General features: G+C 71.3%; 19 protein-coding genes and 1 riboswitch. Of the genes, 8 read left to right on the top strand and 11 right to left on the bottom strand.

Features of this window, described 5'->3' with window-relative positions; all coding sequences use genetic code 11:
* The first annotated feature begins 47 nt into the window (after positions 1-47).
* Positions 48-1,388 (top strand): glycosyltransferase 87 family protein, encoded by a 1,341-nt coding sequence (locus ACZ5PB_RS15275; RefSeq protein WP_468691276.1) that lies wholly within the window; start codon positions 48-50, stop codon positions 1,386-1,388.
* Here ACZ5PB_RS15275 and ACZ5PB_RS15270 read toward each other — a convergent pair.
* From ACZ5PB_RS15270 to ACZ5PB_RS15250, 5 genes are all read right to left on the bottom strand, one after another.
* Positions 1,364-2,623: a hypothetical protein gene (locus ACZ5PB_RS15270; protein WP_468691274.1), complete on the bottom strand. Its 1,260-nt coding sequence runs from the start codon at positions 2,621-2,623 to the stop codon at positions 1,364-1,366. The genes ACZ5PB_RS15275 and ACZ5PB_RS15270 overlap by 25 nt on opposite strands.
* A 41-nt stretch (positions 2,624-2,664) precedes the next feature.
* A complete protein-coding gene (locus tag ACZ5PB_RS15265) occupies positions 2,665-3,693 on the bottom strand; it encodes a C40 family peptidase (RefSeq protein ID WP_468691273.1) in 1,029 nt (342 codons plus the stop codon).
* Positions 3,694-3,945: 252 nt separating this feature from the next.
* Entirely contained in the window at positions 3,946-4,980 is a 1,035-nt protein-coding gene (locus ACZ5PB_RS15260) for a C40 family peptidase (protein ID WP_468691272.1), read from the bottom strand.
* A gap of 279 nt (positions 4,981-5,259) precedes the next feature.
* Complete coding sequence (locus ACZ5PB_RS15255; protein WP_468691557.1) at positions 5,260-6,621, bottom strand: NYN domain-containing protein; 1,362 nt, start codon at positions 6,619-6,621, stop codon at positions 5,260-5,262.
* Positions 6,622-6,696: 75 nt separating this feature from the next.
* On the bottom strand, positions 6,697-6,942 hold the full coding sequence (locus tag ACZ5PB_RS15250; protein WP_468691269.1) for a hypothetical protein: 246 nt from the start codon (positions 6,940-6,942) through the stop codon (positions 6,697-6,699).
* A gap of 376 nt (positions 6,943-7,318) precedes the next feature.
* On the opposite strand from ACZ5PB_RS15250, the gene ACZ5PB_RS15245 reads away from it, so the two are divergent.
* From ACZ5PB_RS15245 to ACZ5PB_RS15215, 7 genes are all read left to right on the top strand, one after another.
* Entirely contained in the window at positions 7,319-7,999 is a 681-nt protein-coding gene (locus ACZ5PB_RS15245; protein WP_468691556.1) for a rhomboid family intramembrane serine protease, read from the top strand.
* Positions 7,996-8,277, top strand: coding sequence for an Lrp/AsnC family transcriptional regulator (locus ACZ5PB_RS15240; protein ID WP_468691266.1), 282 nt, complete (start codon positions 7,996-7,998; stop codon positions 8,275-8,277). The genes ACZ5PB_RS15245 and ACZ5PB_RS15240 overlap by 4 nt, the downstream gene beginning before the upstream one ends.
* Positions 8,278-8,367: 90 nt before the next feature.
* Positions 8,368-8,715, top strand: a complete 348-nt coding sequence (locus ACZ5PB_RS15235; RefSeq protein ID WP_468691265.1) for a small hydrophilic protein — start codon at positions 8,368-8,370, stop codon at positions 8,713-8,715.
* A 112-nt stretch (positions 8,716-8,827) separates the two neighbouring features.
* Positions 8,828-10,345 carry a sensor histidine kinase gene (locus ACZ5PB_RS15230; protein ID WP_468691555.1) on the top strand — a complete coding sequence of 506 codons (1,518 nt, stop codon included), beginning with the start codon at positions 8,828-8,830 and terminating at the stop codon, positions 10,343-10,345.
* Complete coding sequence (locus ACZ5PB_RS15225) at positions 10,342-11,001, top strand: response regulator transcription factor (protein WP_468691264.1); 660 nt, start codon at positions 10,342-10,344, stop codon at positions 10,999-11,001. Before ACZ5PB_RS15230 ends, ACZ5PB_RS15225 begins: the two co-directional genes overlap by 4 nt.
* Positions 11,002-11,206: 205 nt before the next feature.
* Complete coding sequence (locus ACZ5PB_RS15220; protein ID WP_468691553.1) at positions 11,207-12,592, top strand: SLC13 family permease; 1,386 nt, start codon at positions 11,207-11,209, stop codon at positions 12,590-12,592.
* Between the two features lie 30 nt (positions 12,593-12,622).
* Positions 12,623-13,831 carry a glycerate kinase family protein gene (locus tag ACZ5PB_RS15215; protein WP_468691262.1) on the top strand — a complete coding sequence of 403 codons (1,209 nt, stop codon included), beginning with the start codon at positions 12,623-12,625 and terminating at the stop codon, positions 13,829-13,831.
* Here ACZ5PB_RS15215 and ACZ5PB_RS15210 read toward each other — a convergent pair.
* The 6 genes from ACZ5PB_RS15210 to ctaE all read right to left on the bottom strand — a co-directional run bounded on the left by ACZ5PB_RS15210 (position 13,792) and on the right by ctaE (position 21,071).
* Positions 13,792-15,195, bottom strand: coding sequence for an aminotransferase class V-fold PLP-dependent enzyme (locus ACZ5PB_RS15210; protein WP_468691261.1), 1,404 nt, complete (start codon positions 15,193-15,195; stop codon positions 13,792-13,794). The genes ACZ5PB_RS15215 and ACZ5PB_RS15210 overlap by 40 nt on opposite strands.
* Positions 15,196-15,432: 237 nt before the next feature.
* A riboswitch (SAM riboswitch) is annotated at positions 15,433-15,550 on the bottom strand.
* Positions 15,551-15,656: 106 nt separating this feature from the next.
* A complete protein-coding gene (trpD, locus tag ACZ5PB_RS15205) occupies positions 15,657-16,721 on the bottom strand; it encodes an anthranilate phosphoribosyltransferase (RefSeq protein ID WP_468691259.1) in 1,065 nt (354 codons plus the stop codon).
* A 164-nt stretch (positions 16,722-16,885) separates the two neighbouring features.
* A complete protein-coding gene (gene qcrB, locus ACZ5PB_RS15200; RefSeq protein WP_468691258.1) occupies positions 16,886-18,517 on the bottom strand; it encodes a cytochrome bc1 complex cytochrome b subunit in 1,632 nt (543 codons plus the stop codon).
* Positions 18,514-19,566, bottom strand: a complete 1,053-nt coding sequence (qcrA, locus tag ACZ5PB_RS15195) for a cytochrome bc1 complex Rieske iron-sulfur subunit (protein ID WP_468691256.1) — start codon at positions 19,564-19,566, stop codon at positions 18,514-18,516. Before qcrA ends, qcrB begins: the two co-directional genes overlap by 4 nt.
* Positions 19,563-20,372 (bottom strand): cytochrome bc1 complex diheme cytochrome c subunit, encoded by an 810-nt coding sequence (qcrC, locus tag ACZ5PB_RS15190; RefSeq protein ID WP_468691254.1) that lies wholly within the window; start codon positions 20,370-20,372, stop codon positions 19,563-19,565. The genes qcrA and qcrC overlap by 4 nt, the downstream gene beginning before the upstream one ends.
* Positions 20,373-20,450: 78 nt before the next feature.
* Positions 20,451-21,071 carry an aa3-type cytochrome oxidase subunit III gene (gene ctaE / locus ACZ5PB_RS15185; RefSeq protein WP_453324110.1) on the bottom strand — a complete coding sequence of 207 codons (621 nt, stop codon included), beginning with the start codon at positions 21,069-21,071 and terminating at the stop codon, positions 20,451-20,453.
* Between the last annotated feature and the right edge of the window lie 188 nt (positions 21,072-21,259).

The following is a 21,259-nucleotide window of genomic DNA, read 5'->3' as shown; positions in this document are numbered from 1 at the left end:
TGCATCATGTCCCGTACAGGACCGAGCGGAACCGAACGAGGATGGTCATGACACGAGCGAGCGGCGCCGGCCACCCGGTCCGCCTCCCGGCCCTGCCCGTCGCGCTGTGGGTCCTGACCCGGACCTTCCTGCTGCTCTGCGTCTTCCGGGTGCTGGCCTTCCCCGGACCGGACGTCACCAGCGACGTGTCGGTCATCTACCAGGGCTGGTACGAGGTCCTGGGGACCGGCACCTTCCCGCTCGACGACGTCACCTGGCAGTACCCGCCGGCCGCCGCGCTGGCCGTCCTGTCGCCCGGCGTGCTGCCGTTCCTGGACTACCCCGCCGCCTTCTTCGTCCTGGCGTTCCTGGCGGACGCCGTGGTCACGGGCCTGCTGCTGTACGCCGGACGGCGTCCCGGCAAGCGGCAGGCCGGCGCCTGGGTCTGGATCGCCGGTCTGGCGCTGCTGGGCCCGACGTCGTACGCCCGCTACGACGTGATGGTCACCGCCGTCGCGGTCGCGGCGCTGCTCGCGGGCGCGCGCAGGCCGCGCGTGATGGGGGCACTGGCGGCCCTGGGGGCGATGCTGAAGGTCTGGCCGGGGCTGCTGCTCGCGGGGACGGCACGCGGGCGTACGACGCGTTCCTCGTGGACGGCGTTCCTGCTCACGGCGCTGGGGCTGGCGGCGCTGTTCTCGGCGTCGATGCCGGGGGCGTTCGCCTTCCTGACGTTCCAGCGGGACCGGGGCACCGAGGTGGAGTCGCTGGGCGCGCTGGTCTTCCACGTGGCCCGGCACTTCGGCTGGGAGGGCGAGGTGCTGCTGAACTACGGGTCGGTGGAGTTCCTGGGCCCGTACGTACCGCTGGTGAGCAACCTGGCGATGGTGCTCACCGCGCTGGCTTTCGGGTGGCTGCTGGTGTGGCGGCTGCGGGCCCGGGTGTTCACGGCGTCGACGGCGTGCGATGCGGCGTTCACGGCGGTGCTGCTGTTCACCACGACGAGCCGGGTGATCAGCCCGCAGTACATGCTGTGGCTGGTCGGTCTCGCCGCCGCCTGTCTGGCGTTCCGGGGCAGCCGGATGGACCGGGCCGCGCACCTGGTGCTGGTCGCGACCCTGTTCACCTGTCTTGAGTTCCCGCTGTGGTTCTCGCACGTGGTCGCCAGTGACGCCCTGGGGCTGCCGCTGCTGTTCGTGCGCAACGGGCTGCTGGTCGCGGCGACGGTGGTGGCGTGCCGCACCCTGTGGCGGCACACGGTGAGCGCGGCCCCGGGCACGCTGGGCTCCCTGCCCGCGCAGCGCCACGTGCCCTCGAAGCAGGAGCAGGAGCCGAAGCAGGAGCCGGAGCCGGCAGGCGCGCAGGAGCCGTCCGGTCCGCAGGCACCTCAGGCGAGTTCATCCCGCACGTAGTCGCGCCACTGTGCGGTGAATTCGCCCGGGGTGATGCCCAGTGTGCTGTTGAGGGCGTTCTCCACGGCTCCCTCGCGCTGCGGATGGGCGCCGACCGCGCGGTAGAACGCGCGGAGCCGGTCCTCGTCCCACCGTTCGACGATCGTCCGGCAGGCGAGCCAGCCGCCCTCGTACGCCCCGGCCAGCCGGTCCGCGTCGCCGGTGAAGCGGAAGTCCGCGTCGGCGGGGAGTTCGGCGGGCACCCCGTCCCGCCGTACGGCGGCCCGCAGTTCGGGGGCGATCTGGGCGGGGCTGCGGTCGCTCTCCCGGTACGCCACCCAGTCGGCGAAGCCCTCGGAGAGCCACATGGGGGTGGCCGGGCCGGTGTCGGTGCGGGTCGCCACGTGCGTCGTCTCGTGGGTGAGCACGACCTGTCGGCCGACCGCCCCGAGCACGTCGTACGCGTCGGGGTTGACGATCACCCGGTCCGCCGAGGTCCGCTTCCCCGCGCCGCTCGCCCCGGTGGTGACGGCGGCGATGCCCCGGTACCCGGCGGCTGGTTCGCCGAGCAGCGCGCCCATGCCGCTGAGCGAGGGCGGCACCAGGAGCACCACCCGCAGGCCGTGCTCCGCGTCGTCGCCGCGCACGGTCCACGCGCGCGTGACAGCGGACACGGCCCCGTCGGCGACGGCGGCGATCGCGCGCAGCCGTTCCGCGCCCTGTCCCGCCCCCAATACGAGGGCGCGCTGCCCGCGCGCCACGGCCACCGGGCCCTGCTGCCAGATCTCCTGCGCGCCGCTCCTGGCGGGCCGGTCCCCGGCGACGTACCAGCGTCCCTCGCGGCGCAGCAGGTCGATGCGGCGGCCGGTGACGGCGGGCACCGTGTCGTACCCGTCGATCCGCAGCGCCAGCTCCACGCGCGCGGTGGCCATGCCGCTGCCGGTCCGGTCGAGCCCGGTCAGCCGGTACTCCCAGGACTTCAGCGGCACCCCGGCCAGGTTGTCGAACTCCTGCTCCTGGGCGGCCCGCAGGCCCTGCGCGCCGGGTTCGAGCACCGCCAGGAAGCCGTCGAGGTCACGACCGAGCAGGGCCGCCGCCCGCCGTTCCAACAGCTGTCGTACGTCGCGGGCCGCGGTGTCGGACGGGGCGGGCGGGACGGTGCAGGACAGCTGCGGCAGCGCGCCGAGCCCGAGTCCCAGGCCGAGCGCGAGCACCGCCCGCCGCCCGTACCGCGCGCTGCCGTCGTGTCCGTCCATCCGGCGATCGTACGGCGGGGTGATCGGGTCCGGGTCCGTGTTCAGACGCGGGTGACCGAGGAGATGGGCATCATCCCGACCGGGTCGTAGCGCACCGGCGCCCCCGGGTAGGGCGCGTGCACGACCTGCCCGTTGCCCATGTACATGCCGATGTGGCTGGCGTCGTCGCGGTAGGCGACCAGGTCACCGGGCTGCGCCTGGTCGAGCGCGACCTGCTGACCGGCGTGGCGCTGAGCCTGCGAGGTGCGCGGCAGGGAGACGCCGGCCTGGCCGTAGCTCCACTGCATCAGGCCGGAACAGTCGAATCCGGAGGGCCCGTTGGCGCCCCAGACGTACGGCTTGCCGACGGCGTTCCTGGCCGCCAGGACGGCGGCGGCGGCGCGCGAGGAGGCGGGCATCGCACCGGACATCTCCGGCATCGGCTCACGGCCGCTGCGCGAACTCCGGTCGAACTCGGCGCGGTCCCGGGCGGAGAGCGCGTTCACCACCCGGCGGGCCTCGGCCAGTTTGCCCTCGACCGTGCGCTTGTGGCGCGAGACGACGGCCCGGCTGCGGTCCAGCTCGGCCAGCTTGCGGCCGGCCTCGGCCCGCTCCTGGGCCAGTTGCCGCTGAGCCTCGGTGAGTTCGTGCAGGCGGCCGGTGTGCAGCGCGCTGACCCGGTCGAGGGCGGCGGCCTTGTCGAGGTAGCTGTCCGGGTTCTCCGAGAGCAGCAGTGACACCGCGGGGTCCATGCCGCCGGACCGGTACTGGGCGCCCGCGAGCTGTCCCAGGACACCGCGCATCCGGTTGATCCGCTCCTGGCCCCGGGCGGTGCGGTCGCGGGCCTGCGCGACCTCCTTGCGCAGCGCGGCGGAGAGCTCGTTGGCCTTGTTGTACTTCTCGGTGGCCTGCTCGGCCTGTGCGAAGAGCCGGTCCACGGTGGCCTGGGTGGCGGTGGCCGTGCCCACCGGGTCGGCACTGGCCGGGGTGGCCCCGAGGGCCGCTGCCGCGGTGGCCGCGGCGGCGGACAGGACGGTGACGCGGGTGCTCTGTGTGAGCCCGGACTGCGAGGGACGACGGTGTGACGCCACAGGAAGCCGCACTCCTTCCACTGCTGGGTGGCAGCACCCTGCCGCCCGGGGCGGGCGGACTGCTGGACGGGCACTGCGCGGCAGACAGTAGCGGGACGGTCACACGGCGGCCAAAGACCTCGCCGTACTCGAACATGGTGTGAACAGCGCGACGCCCCGCGGATGACCAGGGTCACCGGCGGGGCGGGCAGTCAGCGAGGGGCGCGGCAATTCGCCCGAACGGGCGGTGTGTTCAGCCCATGGGCGGTGTGCTCAGCCGCCGACGCGGACACCGAACTGGAACGGGCCGAGGTACTTCATGTCCTCGATGCGCACGTTGGTGCCCGGCTTGGGGGCGTGCAGCGACATGCCGTTGCCGGCGTAGAAGCCCACGTGCTGGAGGTTGTTGAAGAAGACCAGGTCGCCGGGGCGCAGTTCGCTCCGGTTGTAGATCTTCCGGCCCGCGCTCTCCTGGGTGTACGTGCTGCCGCCCACGGTCACGTTGACCTGCTGGAACGCCCAGTAGACGAGGCCGGAGCAGTCGAACGCGTTCGGGCCCTTGTTTCCCCAGTCGTACGGCGCGCCTATCTTCGTCTGCGCCTTGGCCATGGCGGCGGCGCCGATGCCGGAGCCGGGGGCCACGTCGCCGAGGTCGGCGCGGTCGCCCGCGTCGCGGCTGGCGCGTGCGTCGTCGGCCGCCATGGCGTCGCGCTCGGCCTTGGTCAGCGTGTTGAGCAGCGCCTGCGCCTCGGCCAGCTTGCCGGTGACGACCTTCTTCTTCTCGCCGAGCTCCTTGCGGACGGCGGCGAGGTCGGCCAGCTTGCCGGTCGCCTCGGTGCGCTGCTGGGCGAGGGTGCGCTGCTTGGCCTGGATCTTGCGCAGCGACTCGGCCTGCTTGGCGGTCAGCTGGTTCATCGCGGCGGCGCGGTCCAGGAACTGGTCCGGCTCGGAGGAGAGGAAGAGCTGGAGCGAGGGGTCCACGGCGCCGGTGCGGTACTGGGCGGTGGCCAGCGAACCGAGGCCCTGGCGCATCTGGTTGAGCTCGCTCTGACCGCGGGCCGACTTGTCCTGGAGGCCCTTGATCTGCTTCTCCAGGGTCTCCTGCTTCTCCTTCGCCGCGTTGTGCTTCTCGGTGGCGCCCTCCGCCTCCTCGTGCAGCGCGTCGACCTTCGCCTTGACTTCCTTCTTGTCCGGCTTGGGTGCGGCGTTCGCCGACTGGGAGGTGAGTGCCACGGCTGCGGTGGCGGCGAGGGAGAGCACGGTCACACGCGTGCGGCTCGGGTTCTTGGGTCGACGGTGGGACGCCACGGAGGCGAGCTCCTTCTTCCTCGAACCACCTACCGGTCAGCGGTTGGCGGCGACCTCGCTGATACTCCGGATGAGTGATCAACCGCGCGAAGGTTCGAGCCCAGACCCTAGTGACCTTCTTGTGATCAGTTCAAATCCTCACAGGAAAAATCTTGCCCACGAGACACATAATTTCCCTCTGCCACACAGCGCGTCACCGGGAGTTGACGGAACGCCATGCCGGATCAACCTCAATTCGGACATTGACCACATGACTTGGGCATCCGCCCAGAATTCTCCTCAAGCACGCGAAAGCCGCTTCAGGAGCATCGCCGAAGCGACCGGCCTCGCCCCGGACTTGGCGACCCCGTCCGCGACCTCCCGGTCCGTGGAGACCACGACCACGGGACGCCCGGCCGGCTCCGCCCGCACCAGCTGACGGATCAGCTCGTCCGCCGTCACGCCCGCCTTGCTGAACAGCACCCGCACCCCGCGCGGCGGCGCAAGCAGCACCGGAGCCGCCAGCTCCGCGCCGTCGAAGACACAGGTCACCTCGGCCCCGGACGCGGCGGCCAGCATGGAGAGCCCGCCCAGCAGCCGCAGCCGCTGCTTCTCCAGCGGCATCGTCGGATAGCCGGTCTTGGTCACGTTGTAGCCGTCGACCACCAAGTGGGCCTGCGGCAGCGCCAGCAGCTGGTCCAGTACGGCCGGGTCGGTGTCGGACAGGGCCCGGGTCGCGATGTCCTTGGGCGACATCCGCCCCGGCTCGACCGCGTCCACGCTGTCGGCGGGCCGCCCCGTGGACGGCGGCAGCGCCAGTTCCCTGCGCAGCCCCTGGGCCGCTTCGAGCACCGTGTCCAGCAGGAGCCGCAGGCGCATGTCCTCCACGCTGCGTCCCTCCCGTACCGCACGGCGCCCCGCCTCGGCGGACGCCTCCGCCTCGCCGAGCCTGGCCCGCAGCCGCCGCGACTCGGCCTCGGCGGAGGCGACCTGGGCGGCGGCCTCCGCTCTGATGCCGTCGATCTCCGCCTGCGTCTTGCGCAGCGCGGCCTCACCGCGCTTGACGTCGCTCAGTGCGCCGCGCAGCTTGCGCTGGGCGGCGTCGGAGTCCTTGCGGGCGCCTTCGAGCTCGGTGCGCAGCCGCTCGGTCTCCGCCTTGGTGCGCTCCCTGGCCTCGGCCAACTCGGCGCGCAGCTGCTCCAGTTCGCGCTGGGCGGCCTCGTCGGCGCGCTCCGCGCCGGCCCGCTCGGCCTCCTCGCCCGCGGCGGCCACCAGCTTCACCCAGCCGACCGGGCGCAGCACATAGGCCGCCGCGGCCACGTCGACGGGATCGGCGGCGGCAGGCGGCGACCCGGCCTCCAGCGCTCCCGCGAGCTCGGGCTGCGCCTCGCGCAGCCGCTCGCCGATGCGCTGCCGGAAGACCGGGTCGCTCTCCAGTGCGGCCGCCATCGCGTTGCCCGCGAACTTGGCACGTCTGGTCGGGGTGAACCGGGCGTACTGCCGCAACTGGGCGGGAAGTTCGGCGACGGTCAGGCCGCCGAACGCGTCCGAGACCAGCGTCACGACCCGGCGCCGCACCCCTTCGGGCAACGGGCGGTCGAGCACCTCTGCGGCGTCGTCGGCCGAGCCGGCCGGTTCCGCGCCGCTCGCAGGCTCCACAATCCGTCACCCCACTACCTTCGTGCCCTCATGGGCACTGCCCTGCCGGGCCGCTCTCGCGAAGACCTGCCAAGGCCCTCAGGAGGTGGCGTCCGGCCTGTCCACCAGTTCGATCTGATCCACCGCGTTGCACCAGCGGCAACGCACCGACTCGATGGTCTCACTGACCACCTCGCGTTCCTCGACCTTCGACTCCCCGGCCAGGTCGAGGTGGACGTACTCCACGACCTTCGACGAGCGGGTCACGTCGAAGCGCGTGAGGTTGCCGCAGAGGGTGCAGCGCCACCGGGTGGCGGCGGTGGGCAGGGGAACCGTCGTCGTCATGCGTACCGTCCTCGTCCTCGTAGCTGTGCTTTCACACAGATGTCGTACGTCGTTGCCGCGGTGCGCCGTCGAACTGCGGATACCCTGCGCGCAACCCTACGGCCTTACCGCTACCCCGCGCGGGGGGCGGCCGACCCTTGAGACCGGCCCCGGCCCGTGCACGGAAGTGACGGACGGAAGTGACGGACGGGGCCGCGCCCGGTACCGGCGAGGCGGCCTCCCCGGCCCCGTCCCTTGCGTCATGCTCGAACCCATGATCAAGGTCACGGCCAAGGACAGGGCGGCCCGCCGGTGGCCGCGACGGCAGCCGCAACGGGGGTCCGGGCGGCAGTCCCGGTGGCGGTCCCGGTGGCAGTCCCTCTCCCGCACGCCGGTCGTGACGTACGGCCTGATCGGTGTCTGCTGCGTGGTCTTCCTGATCGGCCCGGCCTCCGGCTTCATCCCCGCGTACGGCACCGGCGACGCCCTTCTCGCCGCGCAGAGCGCCTACTTCGAGCGCTGGGGCGTCGTCCCCGCGGAACTGGTGAAGGCGACGCCGCACGCCGTGCTCACCCCGCTCACCGCCCTGTTCGTGCACGGCAACTGGCTGCACCTGCTGGGCAACATGCTCTTCCTGTACGTCTTCGGGGTGATGACCGAGGAGCGCATGGGCCGGCTCCGCTTCCTCCTCTTCTACGTGATCACCGGGTACCTCGCGCTCGTCGTGTACGCCGTCGTGCACGCCTCCTCCGACGAGACGCTGGTCGGGGCGTCCGGGGCGATCTCCGCGGTGCTCGGGGCGTTCCTGCGGCTCTTCCCGCACGCGCGCGTGACGAGCCTGTTCCCCTTCCTGCTCTTCCTGCCGCTCCGCTTCCCGGCCTGGATCGTGCTGGTCTTCTGGTTCGTGCTCCAGTGGCTGGCCGCGCAGGGACTGGGCACCGGGTCCGGGGTGGCGTACCTGGCGCACGTGGTCGGCTTCGCGGGCGGCTTCCTCTACGCGTGGGCGCGTTATCCCCGTACGACTAGAGTGAAGGCCGCAGCAGCAGAACCGGCCACCGAGGGAGAAAGCCAGCCGTGATCACCGCGATCGTGCTCATCAAGACCAGCGTGGACCGGATCCCCGAGATCGCCGAGTCGATCGCCGCGCTCGACAGCGTCAGCGAGGTGTTCTCGGTCACCGGTACGTACGACCTGATCGCCATGGTGCGGGTCGGGCGCCACGACGACCTGGCGGACATCATCCCCGGTTCGATCAGCAAGATCCCCGGTGTCGAGGGCACGGACACGCACGTCGCGTTCCGTACGTACTCGCAGCACGACCTGGAGGCGGCCTTCTCGATCGGCCTCGACGGCTGAGCGGACGGCCCACGCCCCGGCCGCCGTACATGAAGGGTTCTTCATCAGGCCCTCATGTGCGGGCGGCCGTGCGGCTGCCAGGCTGGCGGCATGGCTTTCTCCCACCGCTTGGCGACCCTCGCGGCCGTCGTCGCGATACCCCTGGGCATCGCGGCGACGAGCTACGCGCTGACCGACGCGCCCCGGGCGCCCGAAGTGCCGCCCAAGGTCGAACTCACCGGCGGCCCGGGAGCCCCGACGCAGCGCCCCTCCGGACCCGCGCCCTCCCCTTCCGCTTCTCCTTCCTCCCCGCCCTCCGGTACGCCGACGGGCACGCCGGCCGGCGACTGGGTCGTGCCGGGGCCCGGCGCCAGGGGCGAGGACGATGACGACGACCTCGACGACAGGACCGAGCGGGGCGGCACCCCGGGGGGCTCCCCCGGTGACGACGCCAACTGACCCGGCGGCTGAGGCGGGAGCGGTGGGAGCGGCGGGAACCGCACAGTCCGCCGAGCCGCGCGGTCCCCGGATCTCGGCCAGGGTCCGCATCCTGCTGTGGCTGCTGCTGGTGATGGCGGTGGCGCTCGCCGCCGTCGCGACGACCACCCGGTCGCTGCTGCTGCGCGACGTGGACAGCCGGATAAGCCAGCTGCTGACCCAGGAGACCCGGGAGTTCGCGAACTTCGTGGCGCAGGGCGTGGACCCGGAGACCGGCGGGCGTTTCACGGACACCCACCGCCTCCTGGAGGTCTTCCTGCAACGCCAGTACTCCGACCCGGACGAGGAACTCCTCGGCCTCACCCGCACCACGGGCCCCCGCCCCCGCGTCATCCGCCAGCCCCGCGACTTCCCGCCGGGCACGGCCCTGCACCAGGACTCCGCCGCGCTGACCGAGATCTTCGCCGCCGACGCCCCGACCGGGTCACTGCACCGCAAGGGCTCCGGCGAGGTCGCCTGGGCGAAGGTGCCGATCGCGGGGCCCACCGAGGGCGCCTTCGTCGTCGTCTTCCACAGCGAGCGCGAACGGGCCGTCGCCGACAAGACGTTCCGCATCCTGCTGGCCATCTCGGGGGTGGCACTGCTGATGTCGACCGGCATCGGCTGGGCGGTCGCGGGGCGGATCCTCGCCCCGGTCCGCCTCGTGCGCAGCACGGCGGCCCAGCTCACCGAGCAGGACCTCACCCGGCGCATCCCGGTGCAGGGCAGGGACGACATCGCCGCCCTCGCCGAGACCTTCAACGCGATGCTCGACCGGCTGGAGCGTGCGTTCGCCGCGCAGCGCGAGTTCGTGGACGACGCAGGGCACGAGCTCCGTACCCCCATCACGATCGTGCGCGGCCACCTGGAGCTGATGGGCGACGACCCGGCGGAACGCGAGGAGACCGTCCGCCTCGTCACCGACGAACTCGACCGGATGAGCCGCATGGTGGAGGACCTGCTGCTGCTCGCGAAGGCGGAGCGGCCGGACTTCGTCACCCCGGAGCCGGTGCAGCTGGCGGAACTGACCGCGGACGTCTTCGTGAAGGCGCGCACGCTGGGCGACCGGGAGTGGGTGCTGGCCGAAGTGGCCGACCGGGAGGCCGGGCTGGACCCGCAGCGGATCACCCAGGCCATGGTGCAGCTCGCCCAGAACGCGGTCCAGCACACCGCGCCCGGCAGCCGCATCGCCCTCGGCTCCCGGGTGCGCGTCCCCCAGGACGGGGTCCCGGTCATCGAGCTGTACGTGGCCGACAGCGGGCCCGGTGTGCCGGCCAGGGACGCCGCCGTGATCTTCGAACGCTTCCGGCGCGGTACGGCACGACGCGGCGCCCGCAGCACCGGGGCGGGCCTGGGCCTGGCCATCGTGAAGGCGATAGCGGAAGGCCACCGCGGCCGGGTCGAACTGCGCCCCACGCACGGCCCGGCCCACGGCCCCACGCACGGCCCGGACCACAGCCCCACGCACGGCCCGGCCCACGGCTCCGCCCCCGGTGGCTCGCCCCCGGACGTCCGCCCGGCCTCCGGCACCGGCGCCACCTTCACCCTCGTACTGCCGGATCCCGGCCCCACCCCGCCCCTCGCCGAACCGGAAGGGACACCCACCCCATGAACCGCATCCTCATCGTCGAGGACGAGGAACGCATCGCGTCCTTCGTCGAAAAGGGCCTGCGCGCCAACGGCTTCACCACGACGGTCGCCTGCGACGGCGACACGGCGTACGACTACGTCAGCACGGGCGGCTTCGACCTGGTCCTGCTGGACATCGGCCTGCCGGGACGGGACGGCTTCACGGTCCTGCGCGAACTGCGCGAGGCCCGGGTGACCACCCCGGTCATCGTCCTCACGGCCCGCGACTCGGTGCGCGACACCGTGGCGGGTCTGGAGGGCGGCGCCGACGACTGGATGACCAAGCCCTTCCGCTTCGAGGAGCTCCTCGCCCGGATCCGCCTCCGGCTGCGCACCGCGGCCCGGGTCCCCGAGGTCACCGTGCTCCGCAGCGGCGCACTCTCCCTCGACCTGCGCACCCGTCGCGCCCGTGCGGCGGACCGCACCGTCGATCTGACCGCCCGCGAGTTCGTCCTCCTCGAACTCTTCCTGCGCCACCCCGGCCAGGTCCTCTCACGCGAACAGATCCTGTCCCACGTCTGGGGCTACGACTTCGACCCCGGCTCGAACATCGTGGACGTCTATGTCCGGGCCCTCCGCAAGAAGCTGGGCCCCCAACAGGTGGAAACAGTCCGGGGAATGGGCTACCGCCTGCCCTGAGGACCCGCTGAAGTCCCCATGAAGTCCCCTTCATCAACGCCTCATAACCGCCTCACCCCGCCCCGCCAGGCTTGGTCGCGTGCCTCCGACACTCCGCACACCCGACCCCGGCTCCGCCCCCGCCGACTCCCCCTCCGCCTCCCCGGCCCCGTCGTCCTCCCGCTTCACCCTCCGCCCCACCCATTACGTCACCCTCGTCCTCACCCTGGGCCTCTGCACCCTCCTACTCCTCCCCGGTGCGCTGCCGCCCCTGTCCACCGACGCCCGGCTCACACTCCTGGTCTTCGTGCTCGCGACCGCCGCGTGGATCGCCACCCCCGTCGACGACACGTACATCGCGCTCGGCGCCGGGCTCGCGCTGACCGCCACCGGGGTGATCGGCAGCGAGACCCTGTTCGGGACGCTCGGTGACGAGACCGTGTGGCTGCTCATCTGCGCCTTCGTACTGGCCGCCGCCGTGGCCCGCACCGGCCTCGCCGGACGTGCCGCCGCCTTCCTGGTGAGCGGTGCCCGGACGCTCCGCCAGCTCACCCACCTCACCACCGCCGCCCTGATCGTCACGGTGTTCGCCGTCCCCGCGACCTCGGGGCGGGCCGCGCTCGCACTCCCGGTGTTCCTCGCCCTGGCCAAGGCGCTGGCCGGCCGGCGCCGGGTCGTGGTGATGCTGGCCCTGCTGTTCCCCACGGTGATCCTGCTCTCGGCGGTGGCCACGCTCATCGGCGCGGGCGCGCACCTCATCACCGTCTCGGTGCTCTTCGAAGCGACCGGGCAGCGCATCGGCTTCACCCAGTGGCTGCTGCTCGGCCTGCCCCTGGCGGTCGTCTCCAGCCACCTCGCCGCCGAGGCCGTCCTGCTCACCACCACCCGGCGCGAGGACCGCCGTACCCCGGTGAAGATCACCACCGCGCGGATCCAGGAGCACAGCGACCGCCCGGTCACCGGACCGCTCGCCGCCGCCGAGGCCCGCTGCGCCGCGCTGCTCGCCACCGTGGTGCTGCTCTGGTGCAGCGAGCCGCTGCACCAAGTGCCGCCCGCCGTGGTCGCGTTGATCGGTGCGGTGGTCGCCGCCTCGCCCGCGCTGGGCACCGTACGGCTGAAGGAGGCGCTGGGCACCGTCCCGTGGTCGCTGCTCCTCTTCATGGCGGCCACGATGGCGATGGGGGTGGCGCTCGCCGACTCGGGCGCGGCCCGCCGGCTGATGGGGCTGCTGCCGCTGGCCGGGATCCCGCCGTGGGCGTTCCTCGGCGCCGTCGTCGCCGTCAGCACGGCGGCACACCTGATCCTCCAGTCCCGCTCGGCGCGCTCCAGCGTGCTCGTCCCCCTCGTGGTCGCGGCGGCGGTCGGGGCCGGGGTGAACCCGGTGGCCGCCGCCCTCGCCTCGACCGCCGCGGCCGGGTTCTGCCACACCCTCCCGGCCTCCGCCAAGCCCGTGGCGCTCTACGCGGACCTCCCGGACACCCCGACCTACACCCCGCGCGACCTGCTGAGACTGTCCGCCGTGCTGGCCCCGCTGACCGCTGCCACCGTGCTGCTGTTCGCGCTGGCCGTCTGGCCGCTGCTCGGCGTCCCCTTCACCCTCACCGCCCGCTGATCCTCCCCGCCCGCTGATCCTGGAGTTCCCGTGCCGGTACGTCATGTCGCCATCGCCCCCAGCGGCTTCAAGGAGTCGCTGTCCGCCGAAGCCGCCGCCGAAGCCATCGGCCAGGGCGTGCGCAGGACCCTGCCCCGCGCCACCCTCGACCTGATCCCCCTGGTCGACGGCGGTGAGGGCACCGCCCGCACCCTCGCCGCAGCCACCCCCGGCGGACGCCTCGTCGCCCTGCCCGCCACCGGTCCCACCGGCGAGCCGATCGGCACCCACTTCGCCCTCCTCGACCGCACCACCGCCGTGGTCGAGATGGCCGCCGTGGCAGGGCTGTCCCTGGTGCCGCGCTCCCTGCGCGACCCCGGCGCGACGACCACGTACGGCGTCGGAGAGCTGATCCGCGCCGCCCTCGACCACGGCGCACGCCGCGTCCTCGTCGGCTGCGGCGACTCCGGCACGTCGGACGGCGGCGCGGGCGCCCTCCAGGCCCTGGGCGCCCGCCTCCTCGACAGCGCAGGACAGGAACTCCCTTACGGCGGCGGCGCGTTGAGCCGACTCCACCGGATCGACACGACCGGCCTGGACCCCCGGCTGACCACCACCGAGCTCCTCGTCGCCTGCAACCCGCACAACATTCTGTGCGGCCCGCACGGCGTCGCCCGCGTCTTCGGCCCGCAGAAGGGAGCCACACCGGGGCAGACCGAAGCGCTCTCGCAGGGGCTGGAGCACTGGGCGTACGTCCTGGAGCGCGACCTCACCACCACGGCCGACCTCCGCCACGGCCCCGGAACCGGCGCCTCCGGCGGTCTCGGCGCCGGGCTCGCCGCACTCGGCGGCCGGCTGCTCCCCCGTTTCGACGTGCTCCTGGACCACCTCGACCTGGACGCCCGGCTCGCCCGCGCCGACCTCGTCATCACCGCCGAGGGCGCCCTCGACCGGCAGACCCCGCGCGGCAAGGTGCCCGCCGAAGTGGCGCGCAGGTCACGGGCGTTGGGGCGCCCGGTGCTGGTCCTGGCGGGCACCATCGGCGAGGGTGCGCACGAGATCACGGCGGTCGGCGCGGACGCCTACAGTGCGATCCTGCCCGCGCCCGTGTCGCTGACCGAGGCCCTGGGCCGGGGCGGCGAGTTCCTCACCGACGCGACCGAACGGGCCCTGCGGATGATCCAGTTGGGGGTACGGACGGCCCGCGCGGGCCGGGTGCCTCAGACCGCCGGGACGCAACGCCCGTCCTCGGTGCGGTAGTTCCACTGCGCACCGTTCTCGACGAGCTCCTTGACGGCCGTCACGAACCGCTCCACGTGCTCGTCCGGGGTGCCCGCGCCGAAGCTCACCCGGATGGCGTTGAGGGAGCGCTCGCCCGGCTCGGCCTCGGGGGCGCCGCACTCGCCCGGGTCCTGCGGGTCGCTGCCGAGCAGGGTGCGCACCAGCGGGTGGGCGCAGAAGAGCCCGTCGCGGACGCCGATCCCGTACTCGGCGGAGAGCGCGGCCGCGAAGTGCGAGCTGTTCCAGCCGTCGACCACGAAGGAGATGACACCGACGCGCGGGGCGTCGTCGCCGAAGAGCGACAGGACCTTCACCGCCGGAACCTCGGCCAGCCCCTCGCGCACCTTCCGCACCAGCGACTGCTCCCGCTCGACCAGCGAGTCGAAGCCGGCCTCGGTGAGCGCCTTGCAGGCGGAGGCGATGGAGTAGACGCCGATGACGTTGGGCGAACCGGCCTCGTGGCGGGCTGCGGTGGTGTGCCACTCCACGTCCACGCCGCCGTCGGTGCGCCGCGCGACCTTCTTCGAGGCGCCGCCACCGGCCAGGTACGGCTCGGCGTCCTGGAGCCAGTCGGCCCGCCCGGCGAGCACGCCCGAGCCGAACGGCGCGTACAGCTTGTGCCCGGAGAAGGCGACCCAGTCGACGTCCAACTCCTTTACGGAGACGGGGTGGTGGGGCGCGAGCTGCGCCGCGTCCAGCACGATCCGGGCACCGTGGGCGTGCGCGGCGGCGGCCAGCTCGCGCACCGGCCAGATCTCACCGGTGACGTTGGAGGCACCCGTCACACACACCAGCGCGGGCCCGTACGGGTCCCGGTCGGCGAGCGCCCGCTCCAGCGTCTCGACGGCCTGGGCGGGGGTGCGCGGCGCGTTCAGGTAGGTGACCCTGGCGTCCTGCCAGGGCAGCAGCGACGCGTGGTGCTCGGTCTCGAAGACGAACACCTGGCAGTCGGCGGACAGCACGGCGGAGAGCAGGTTCAGCGAGTCGGTCGTCGACCGGGTGAAGACCACCTGGTCCTCGTCCCGGCAGTCGAGGAACTCGTGGACGGTCCTGCGGCTGTTCTCGAACAGGTCCGTGGACAGCTGCGACAGGTACCCGGCGCCCCGGTGCACGCTGCCGTAGTACGGGGCGTACGCCGCCACGTCGTCCCACACCCGCTGGAGCGCCGGGGCGCTCGCCGCGTAGTCGAGGGCCGCGTACGTGACCTCGCCGCCGGTCACCAGCGGCACGGCCACGTCCCGGCCGAGGACGGGCAGCGGCGCCGCGCAGCAGGGGTCGGCGGACTCGGCGGAGGAGGAGTCGGAAGCGACGGAGGAGGTGGCGGCGACGGGCGATGCGGACATGGCGAAACTCCTGGCAGGACAAGGCGGAATGGCTTCAGTGATGCCCGCACCTCAACTGACGAGGGCTCAATTGCCCTGTCGGGTACGGGAGTTGCCTCGACACACAGCCGTGGTCCGGCGGCGCGGAGGTGAAGGTGGAACGGGGCCGACCGGCCCTATCGCATTCGCTTGCTCACGAGACTGCTCCCTTGAGGACCAGGACCCCAGGGGCGCGCCACTCCGAAAGGAGTGCGCAGGGGTCCGCGCTTGCCGTAGACCTCGCTGCCTACGACCTGGTCTTCACCCGGGGCACCCCGCCACGGACGGAGGGTTGCCGGACAGCGGGCCGGGGCCGTAGTCGCTGTCACTCATGACCTGTCCAGCATCCTGCCACACGATCAACGAATGGCAAGAGCGCAGTCCGCGTATCGAGACATCCGGACTGCGCTCTGCGTCACACATCGAGAAACATCGGGCGGGATTCAGGCGTTGCTGGCCGCCACCCACCGCTCCAGCGCCCGCTGCGCGTTCCCGGAGTCGAGGGACTCGCGGGCCTGCTCGATCCCGCCGGCGATCTGCTCGTTCAGCGATCCCGCCCCGGGGTTGAGAGCTACCAGGGCGGCCGCCGTGTTCAGCAGTACGGCGTCCCGCACCGGCCCCTTCTCCCCCGCCAGCAGCCTGCGGGCGACCTCCGCGTTGTACGAGGCGTCCGCGCCGCGCAGCGCCTCCACGGGCACGATCTCCAGGCCGACGTCCCGGGGGTCGAAGGCCTCCTCGCGCACGGCACCGTCCCGTACGACCCACACCCGCGAGGTCGCGGTGGTGGTCAGTTCGTCGAGACCGTCGTCCCCGCGGAAGACGAGCGCGGAGTTGCCCCGCGCGGCCAGCACGCCGGCCACGATCGGCGCCATCCGCACGTCGGCGACCCCGACCGCCTGGGCGCGCACCTGCGCCGGGTTGGTGAGCGGGCCGAGGATGTTGAAGGTGGTCTGCGCGCCGAGCTCCTTGCGGGCCTTGGCGGCGTACCTGAGCGCCGGGTGGAACTTCACCGCGAAGCAGAAGGTGATGCCCGCCTCTTCGGCGACCTGGGCCACCCGCGCGGGCGTCAGGTCCAGATTGACGCCCAGCTTCTCCAGCACGTCCGAGGAGCCGCTGGCGGAGGACGCGGCCCGGTTGCCGTGCTTGACGACCTTGGCGCCCGTACCGGCGATGACGATCGCGGACATGGTGGAGATGTTCACCGTCTTGGCGAGGTCGCCGCCGGTGCCGACGATGTCGACGCTCGGGCCGGGTACCTCGATGGTGCGGGCGTGCGTGTACATCGCCCGTACCAGACCGGTCACTTCGTCGACCGTCTCGCCCTTGGCGCGCAGTGCGACCGCGAAACCGGCGATCTGGGCGTCGGTCGCCTCGCCGCTCATGATGCGGTCCATGGCCCAGGCGGTGTCGTCCGAGCCGAGGTGCTCGCCGCGCAGCAGGGCGTTGAGGATGCCCGGCCAGCTACGGGCCGCCACGCTGTCGCCGCCAACCGGGGTCACAACGTTCATGGTCCGCTCCAGGGTCCACGTGCCGCTAAGGGCAGCCGATAAGGGATGCCCCCCACCCTATCCAGCCCCGGTGACAGCGATGAGCCCCGTCCGGTGTACGGACGGGGCTCATGCTGTGGCGAACAGTGCGGCCGGTTCAGCTCACCGGACCGGCCTCAAGGTGATCAGTGGTGGCCGTGGCCGCTGGTGATCTCCTTGTACTCCTCGGCGGTGGGCTTGGCGATCTGGTTGCCCTCGCCGTACATGCCCTTGCTGAGCTTGGCGCGCAGCTTCTGGGCGGCGCCCACCTTGCGCTCGACGCCGTTCTCGTCCACCTCGGGACCGATCTCGGCCGGCGCGTACTGCTCGTGCGCCGTGAGCGTGTGCAGCTGGCTCTGGTTCAGCGGCTCGTGCACCTCGATGAACTCACCGTGCGGCAGCCGCTTGATGATGCCGGACTCGCGTCCGTGCAGCACCTTCTCGGCGTCCCTGCGCTGGAGACCCAGGCAGATCCGCTTGGTGACGATGAACGCCAGGACCGGGCCGACGAAGAAGCCGATGCGCACGAACCAGCTGATCGAGTTGAGCGACAGATGGAAGTGCGTGGCCCACAGGTCGTTTCCACCGCCGACGAGGCCGATGAAGTAGACCGTGATCCAGGCGACGCCCAGGCCGGTCCGGGTCGGGTTGTTGCGCGGACGCTGCGCGATGTGGTGCTCGCGCTTGTCCCCGGTGACCCAGGACTCCAGGAACGGCCACACCGCGGGGAGGGCGAGGAGCAGACCGAAGAGGGTCAGCGGGATGAACACGCCCAGGACCAGTGTGTGGCCCCAGAGGTTGATCTCCCAGCCCGGCATGACACGGATCAGGCCTTCGGCGAAGCCCATGTACCAGTCGGGCTGGGCGCCGGTGGACACCTGGTCCGGACGGTACGGACCGAGCGCCCAGACCGGGTTGATCGTGAACGCCGCCGCGATGATCGCGATGACACCGAAGACCAGGAAGAAGAAGCCTCCGGCCTTGGCCATGTAGACCGGCAGCAGCGGCATGCCGACGACGTTCTTGTTCGTCCGGCCGGGGCCCGCGAACTGGGTGTGCTTGTGGTAGAAGACCAGGATCAGGTGAGCCACCATCAGGCCGAGCATGATGCCCGGCAGCAGAAGAATGTGGATCGAGTAGAACCTGGCGACCATGTCGTGGCCGGGGAACTCCCCGCCGAACAGGAACATCGAGATGTACGTGCCGACGACCGGCACGGACAGGATCGCGCCCTGGGTGAAGCGGACACCGGTGCCCGACAGCAGGTCGTCCGGGAGCGAGTAACCGGTGAAGCCGGTGAACATGCCCAGGACGAACAGCAGGAAGCCGAACAGCCAGTTGACCTCACGCGGCTTGCGGAAGGCACCCGTGAAGAAGACGCGCATCATGTGCACGAACATCGCCGCGAGGAAGATCAGCGCGCCCCAGTGGTGGATCTGCCGGATCAGCAGACCACCGCGGACGTCGAAGCTGATGTCCAGCGTCGACGCGTAGGCCTCCGTCATGCGGATGCCGTGCATCGGCGCGTACGAGCCGTGGTACACGATCTCGTTCATCGACGGGTGGAAGAACAGCGTCAGATACACACCCGTGAGGATGATGATGATGAAGCTGTACATGCAGATCTCGCCGAGCATGAAGGACCAGTGGTCCGGGAAGATCTTGCGCATGTTGGACTTGGCGAGGGAGTAGATCCCCAGCCGTCCGTCCGCCCAGTCCGCGACCCGCTCACCGGCGGGCGCCTTCTGCTGCGGCTTGGTCTCGGTTGCTGTACTCATCCGCGCTCCCAGAAGGAAGGACCGACGGGCTCTTCGAAGTCGCCCAGCGCTTCGAGGTAACCCTCGTCATTCACACCGATCCGCAGCTGCGGCAGCGCGTGACCGGCCGGGCCGAAGATGACACGGGCGCCGTCGGAGAGGTCGAAGGTGGACTGGTGGCACGGGCAGAGCACGTGGTGGGTCTGCTGCTCGTACAGGCTGATCGGGCAGCCGACGTGGGTGCAGATCTTCGAGTACGCGACGATGCCCTCGTGCGCCCACTCGCGCTGCTGCTTGTCCTTGATCTCGTCCGGCTGGATACGGACGATCATCAGCGCGGCCTTGGCGATCTCGGTGTTGAACTCGTGATCGTCCTCCTTCAGGCCTTCCGGCATGGCGAAGGTGAGCGAGCCCACGACGACGTCCTCCGCGCGCAGCGGCTCCATCGTGTTCTGGTTGATGAGCAGCTTGCCCTTGCCCCAGAGCGTCTCGCGGAGCTTCTTCTCCGGCAGCGGACCGAGGTCGCGCAGCAGCACGACGCCGGACAGCGGCACCAGGGCCAGTGCGCCGAACATCGTGGTGCGGATCAGCTTGCGACGGCCGATCGCCGACTCCTGGGCACCGGCCTTGAAGTCGGCCAGGACCTTGGCCTTGACCTCGGGCTCGGCCGCGATCGGGTGGCGCTCGTCGGCGACCTCGACATCGGACATCAGGGTGCGGGCCCAGTGGACCGCGCCCGCGCCGATGCAGAAGAGGGCGACGCCGAGCGTCAGACCGAGGGAGAGGTTCAGCGCGCTCACGTGGCCGAGCGGCCAGACGTACACGATCTTTTCGATCGGGAACGCCACGAAGGAGGCGATGAAGCCGACCGTGGCCAGCATGGACAGCGTGAACAGGAACGCGACCACACGCTCGGACCGCTTGGCGGCCCGCTCGTCGATGTCCTGGATACGCGGCTTGTGTGCCGGCAGTCCGGGGTCCGCGAACGGATCGTCCTGCGTGGCTACCGCACCGTGCGCGTCGCCCTGCTCAGCCGGCAGGGCCTCTTCTGGATTCTCGTTGCTACTCATGACTTCTTGGCCTTAGCGGTGTGGGCCGCGACCCAGACGGCAACTGCGATGAGCGCGCCCAGACCGAAGATCCAGGCGAACAGGCCCTCACTGACCGGGCCGAGATTGCCCAGTCCGAAGCCACCGGGGCTCGGGGTCTCTTCGCCGTTCACGGCCTTGACGTACGCGATGATTTCCTTCTTCTGCTTCTCCGGCATGGTGCTGTCCGGGAAGGAGGGCATGTTCTGCGGGCCGGTCTGCATGGCCTCGTAGATGTGCTTCGGCGAGACGTCCGTCAGGGGCGGAGCGTACTTGCCGTTCGTGAGGGCGCCGCCCTCACCGGTGAAGTTGTGGCACTGCGCGCAGTTGGTGCGGAACAGTTCGCCACCCTTGCCGATGTCGGCGCCTTCGGGGTTGGTCTGGCTTTCGGTCGGCGTGATGGGACCGGCGCCGAGAGAGGCCACGTACGCGGCAAGCTGGTCGGTCTGCGCCTGCGTGTAGATGACCTTCTTCTTGGGCACCTGCGCGCCGGGCTGCTGGGCCGGCATACGGCCGGTGCCGACCTGGAAGTCCACTGCGGCGGAGCCCACACCCACGAGGGAGGGGCCGTCAGTGGTGCCCTGACCGCCGGTACCGTGGCAGCTTGCGCAGCCGACGGCGTAGAGCTTCTTGCCCTCCTCGATGGCGAGGGACTGGGAGGTCTCGTCGGCCTGCGCCTTGCCCGCAGGCGCAAGCGCGGCGTACAGCCCCCCAGTGGCCGCCAGCGCGAAGAGTAGGACGACGAGCGCCGCCAGCGGATGGCGTCGTCGTGCGGAGAGCTTTTTCACGGATTACCCCGGTGTCAGGATCTTCTGCGTCGATGCGGGAAGTGTTGCGGGCTCGGGCCCAGTTCTGGTGAGCCCGGATTACTTGATCATGTAGATCGTGGCGAACAGGCCGATCCAGACGACATCGACGAAGTGCCAGTAATAGGACACGACGATGGCGGCTGTCGCCTGCTCGTGGGTGAATCGCTTGGCGGCGTACGTACGGCCCAGGACCAGCAGGAAGGCGATGAGTCCGCCTGTCACGTGCAGTCCGTGGAAGCCGGTGGTCAGGTAGAACACCGAGCCGTACGGGTCCGACGAGAGCGAGAGGCCCTCGTGCTTGACCAGCTCGGTGTACTCGTACACCTGGCCGCCAATGAAGATCGCACCCATCACGAACGTGATGATGAACCACGTCCTGAGCTTCTTCACATCGCCCCGCTCGGCTGCGAAAACGCCGAGCTGACAGGTGAGGGAGGAGAGCACCAGGATCGAGGTATTGGTCAGCGAGAACGGGAAGTTCAAGGCCGAGGCCTTTTCCGTCCAGAACTCGGGACCCGTCACCGATCGCAGGGTGAAGTACATCGCGAAGAGGGCCGCGAAGAACATCAGCTCGGAACTCAGCCAGATGATGGTTCCGACGCTGGTGAGGTTCGGTCGATTGACCGACGGGTGCGCGTGCCCGGTATCTACTGTCGTTGCTGTCGCCACGACCGACATTATGTCGGTCGCTTATCCCGCCCTCACCCCGGGGGGTGCCGTTCGGAGTGTCAAGAGGGTGTGTCCTGCCCGAACGGCCCATCGAAGGACCGTGCGAACCGGTGCTGACGGGGTGTCCGACGGAGTAGCATCCGCGCATCGGAGTGGGCCGGTGAAGCCCGCTGCAGAGCCCTGAGAACCCCGAGAAC

Source organism: Streptomyces sp. NPDC032721 (assembly GCF_055579625.1).
Note: the sequence above shows the minus strand (reverse complement) of the source record. Positions and strands in the feature narration are given on the sequence as shown.

What these genes read in the sequence shown, in the direction of transcription:
- ACZ5PB_RS15275 (WP_468691276.1), top strand. Translation starts at nt 48, where the DNA reads ATGACACGAGCGAGCGGCGCCGGCCACCCGGTCCGCCTCCCGGCCCTG.
- ACZ5PB_RS15270 (WP_468691274.1), bottom strand. Translation starts at nt 2,623, where the DNA reads ATGGACGGACACGACGGCAGCGCGCGGTACGGGCGGCGGGCGGTGCTC.
- ACZ5PB_RS15250 (WP_468691269.1), bottom strand. Translation starts at nt 6,942, where the DNA reads ATGACGACGACGGTTCCCCTGCCCACCGCCGCCACCCGGTGGCGCTGC.
- ACZ5PB_RS15235 (WP_468691265.1), top strand. Translation starts at nt 8,368, where the DNA reads ATGGCTTTCTCCCACCGCTTGGCGACCCTCGCGGCCGTCGTCGCGATA.
- ACZ5PB_RS15230 (WP_468691555.1), top strand. Translation starts at nt 8,828, where the DNA reads ATGGCGGTGGCGCTCGCCGCCGTCGCGACGACCACCCGGTCGCTGCTG.
- ACZ5PB_RS15225 (WP_468691264.1), top strand. Translation starts at nt 10,342, where the DNA reads ATGAACCGCATCCTCATCGTCGAGGACGAGGAACGCATCGCGTCCTTC.
- ACZ5PB_RS15210 (WP_468691261.1), bottom strand. Translation starts at nt 15,195, where the DNA reads ATGTCCGCATCGCCCGTCGCCGCCACCTCCTCCGTCGCTTCCGACTCC.
- trpD (WP_468691259.1), bottom strand. Translation starts at nt 16,721, where the DNA reads ATGAACGTTGTGACCCCGGTTGGCGGCGACAGCGTGGCGGCCCGTAGC.
- qcrB (WP_468691258.1), bottom strand. Translation starts at nt 18,517, where the DNA reads ATGAGTACAGCAACCGAGACCAAGCCGCAGCAGAAGGCGCCCGCCGGT.
- qcrA (WP_468691256.1), bottom strand. Translation starts at nt 19,566, where the DNA reads ATGAGTAGCAACGAGAATCCAGAAGAGGCCCTGCCGGCTGAGCAGGGC.
- ctaE (WP_453324110.1), bottom strand. Translation starts at nt 21,071, where the DNA reads ATGTCGGTCGTGGCGACAGCAACGACAGTAGATACCGGGCACGCGCAC.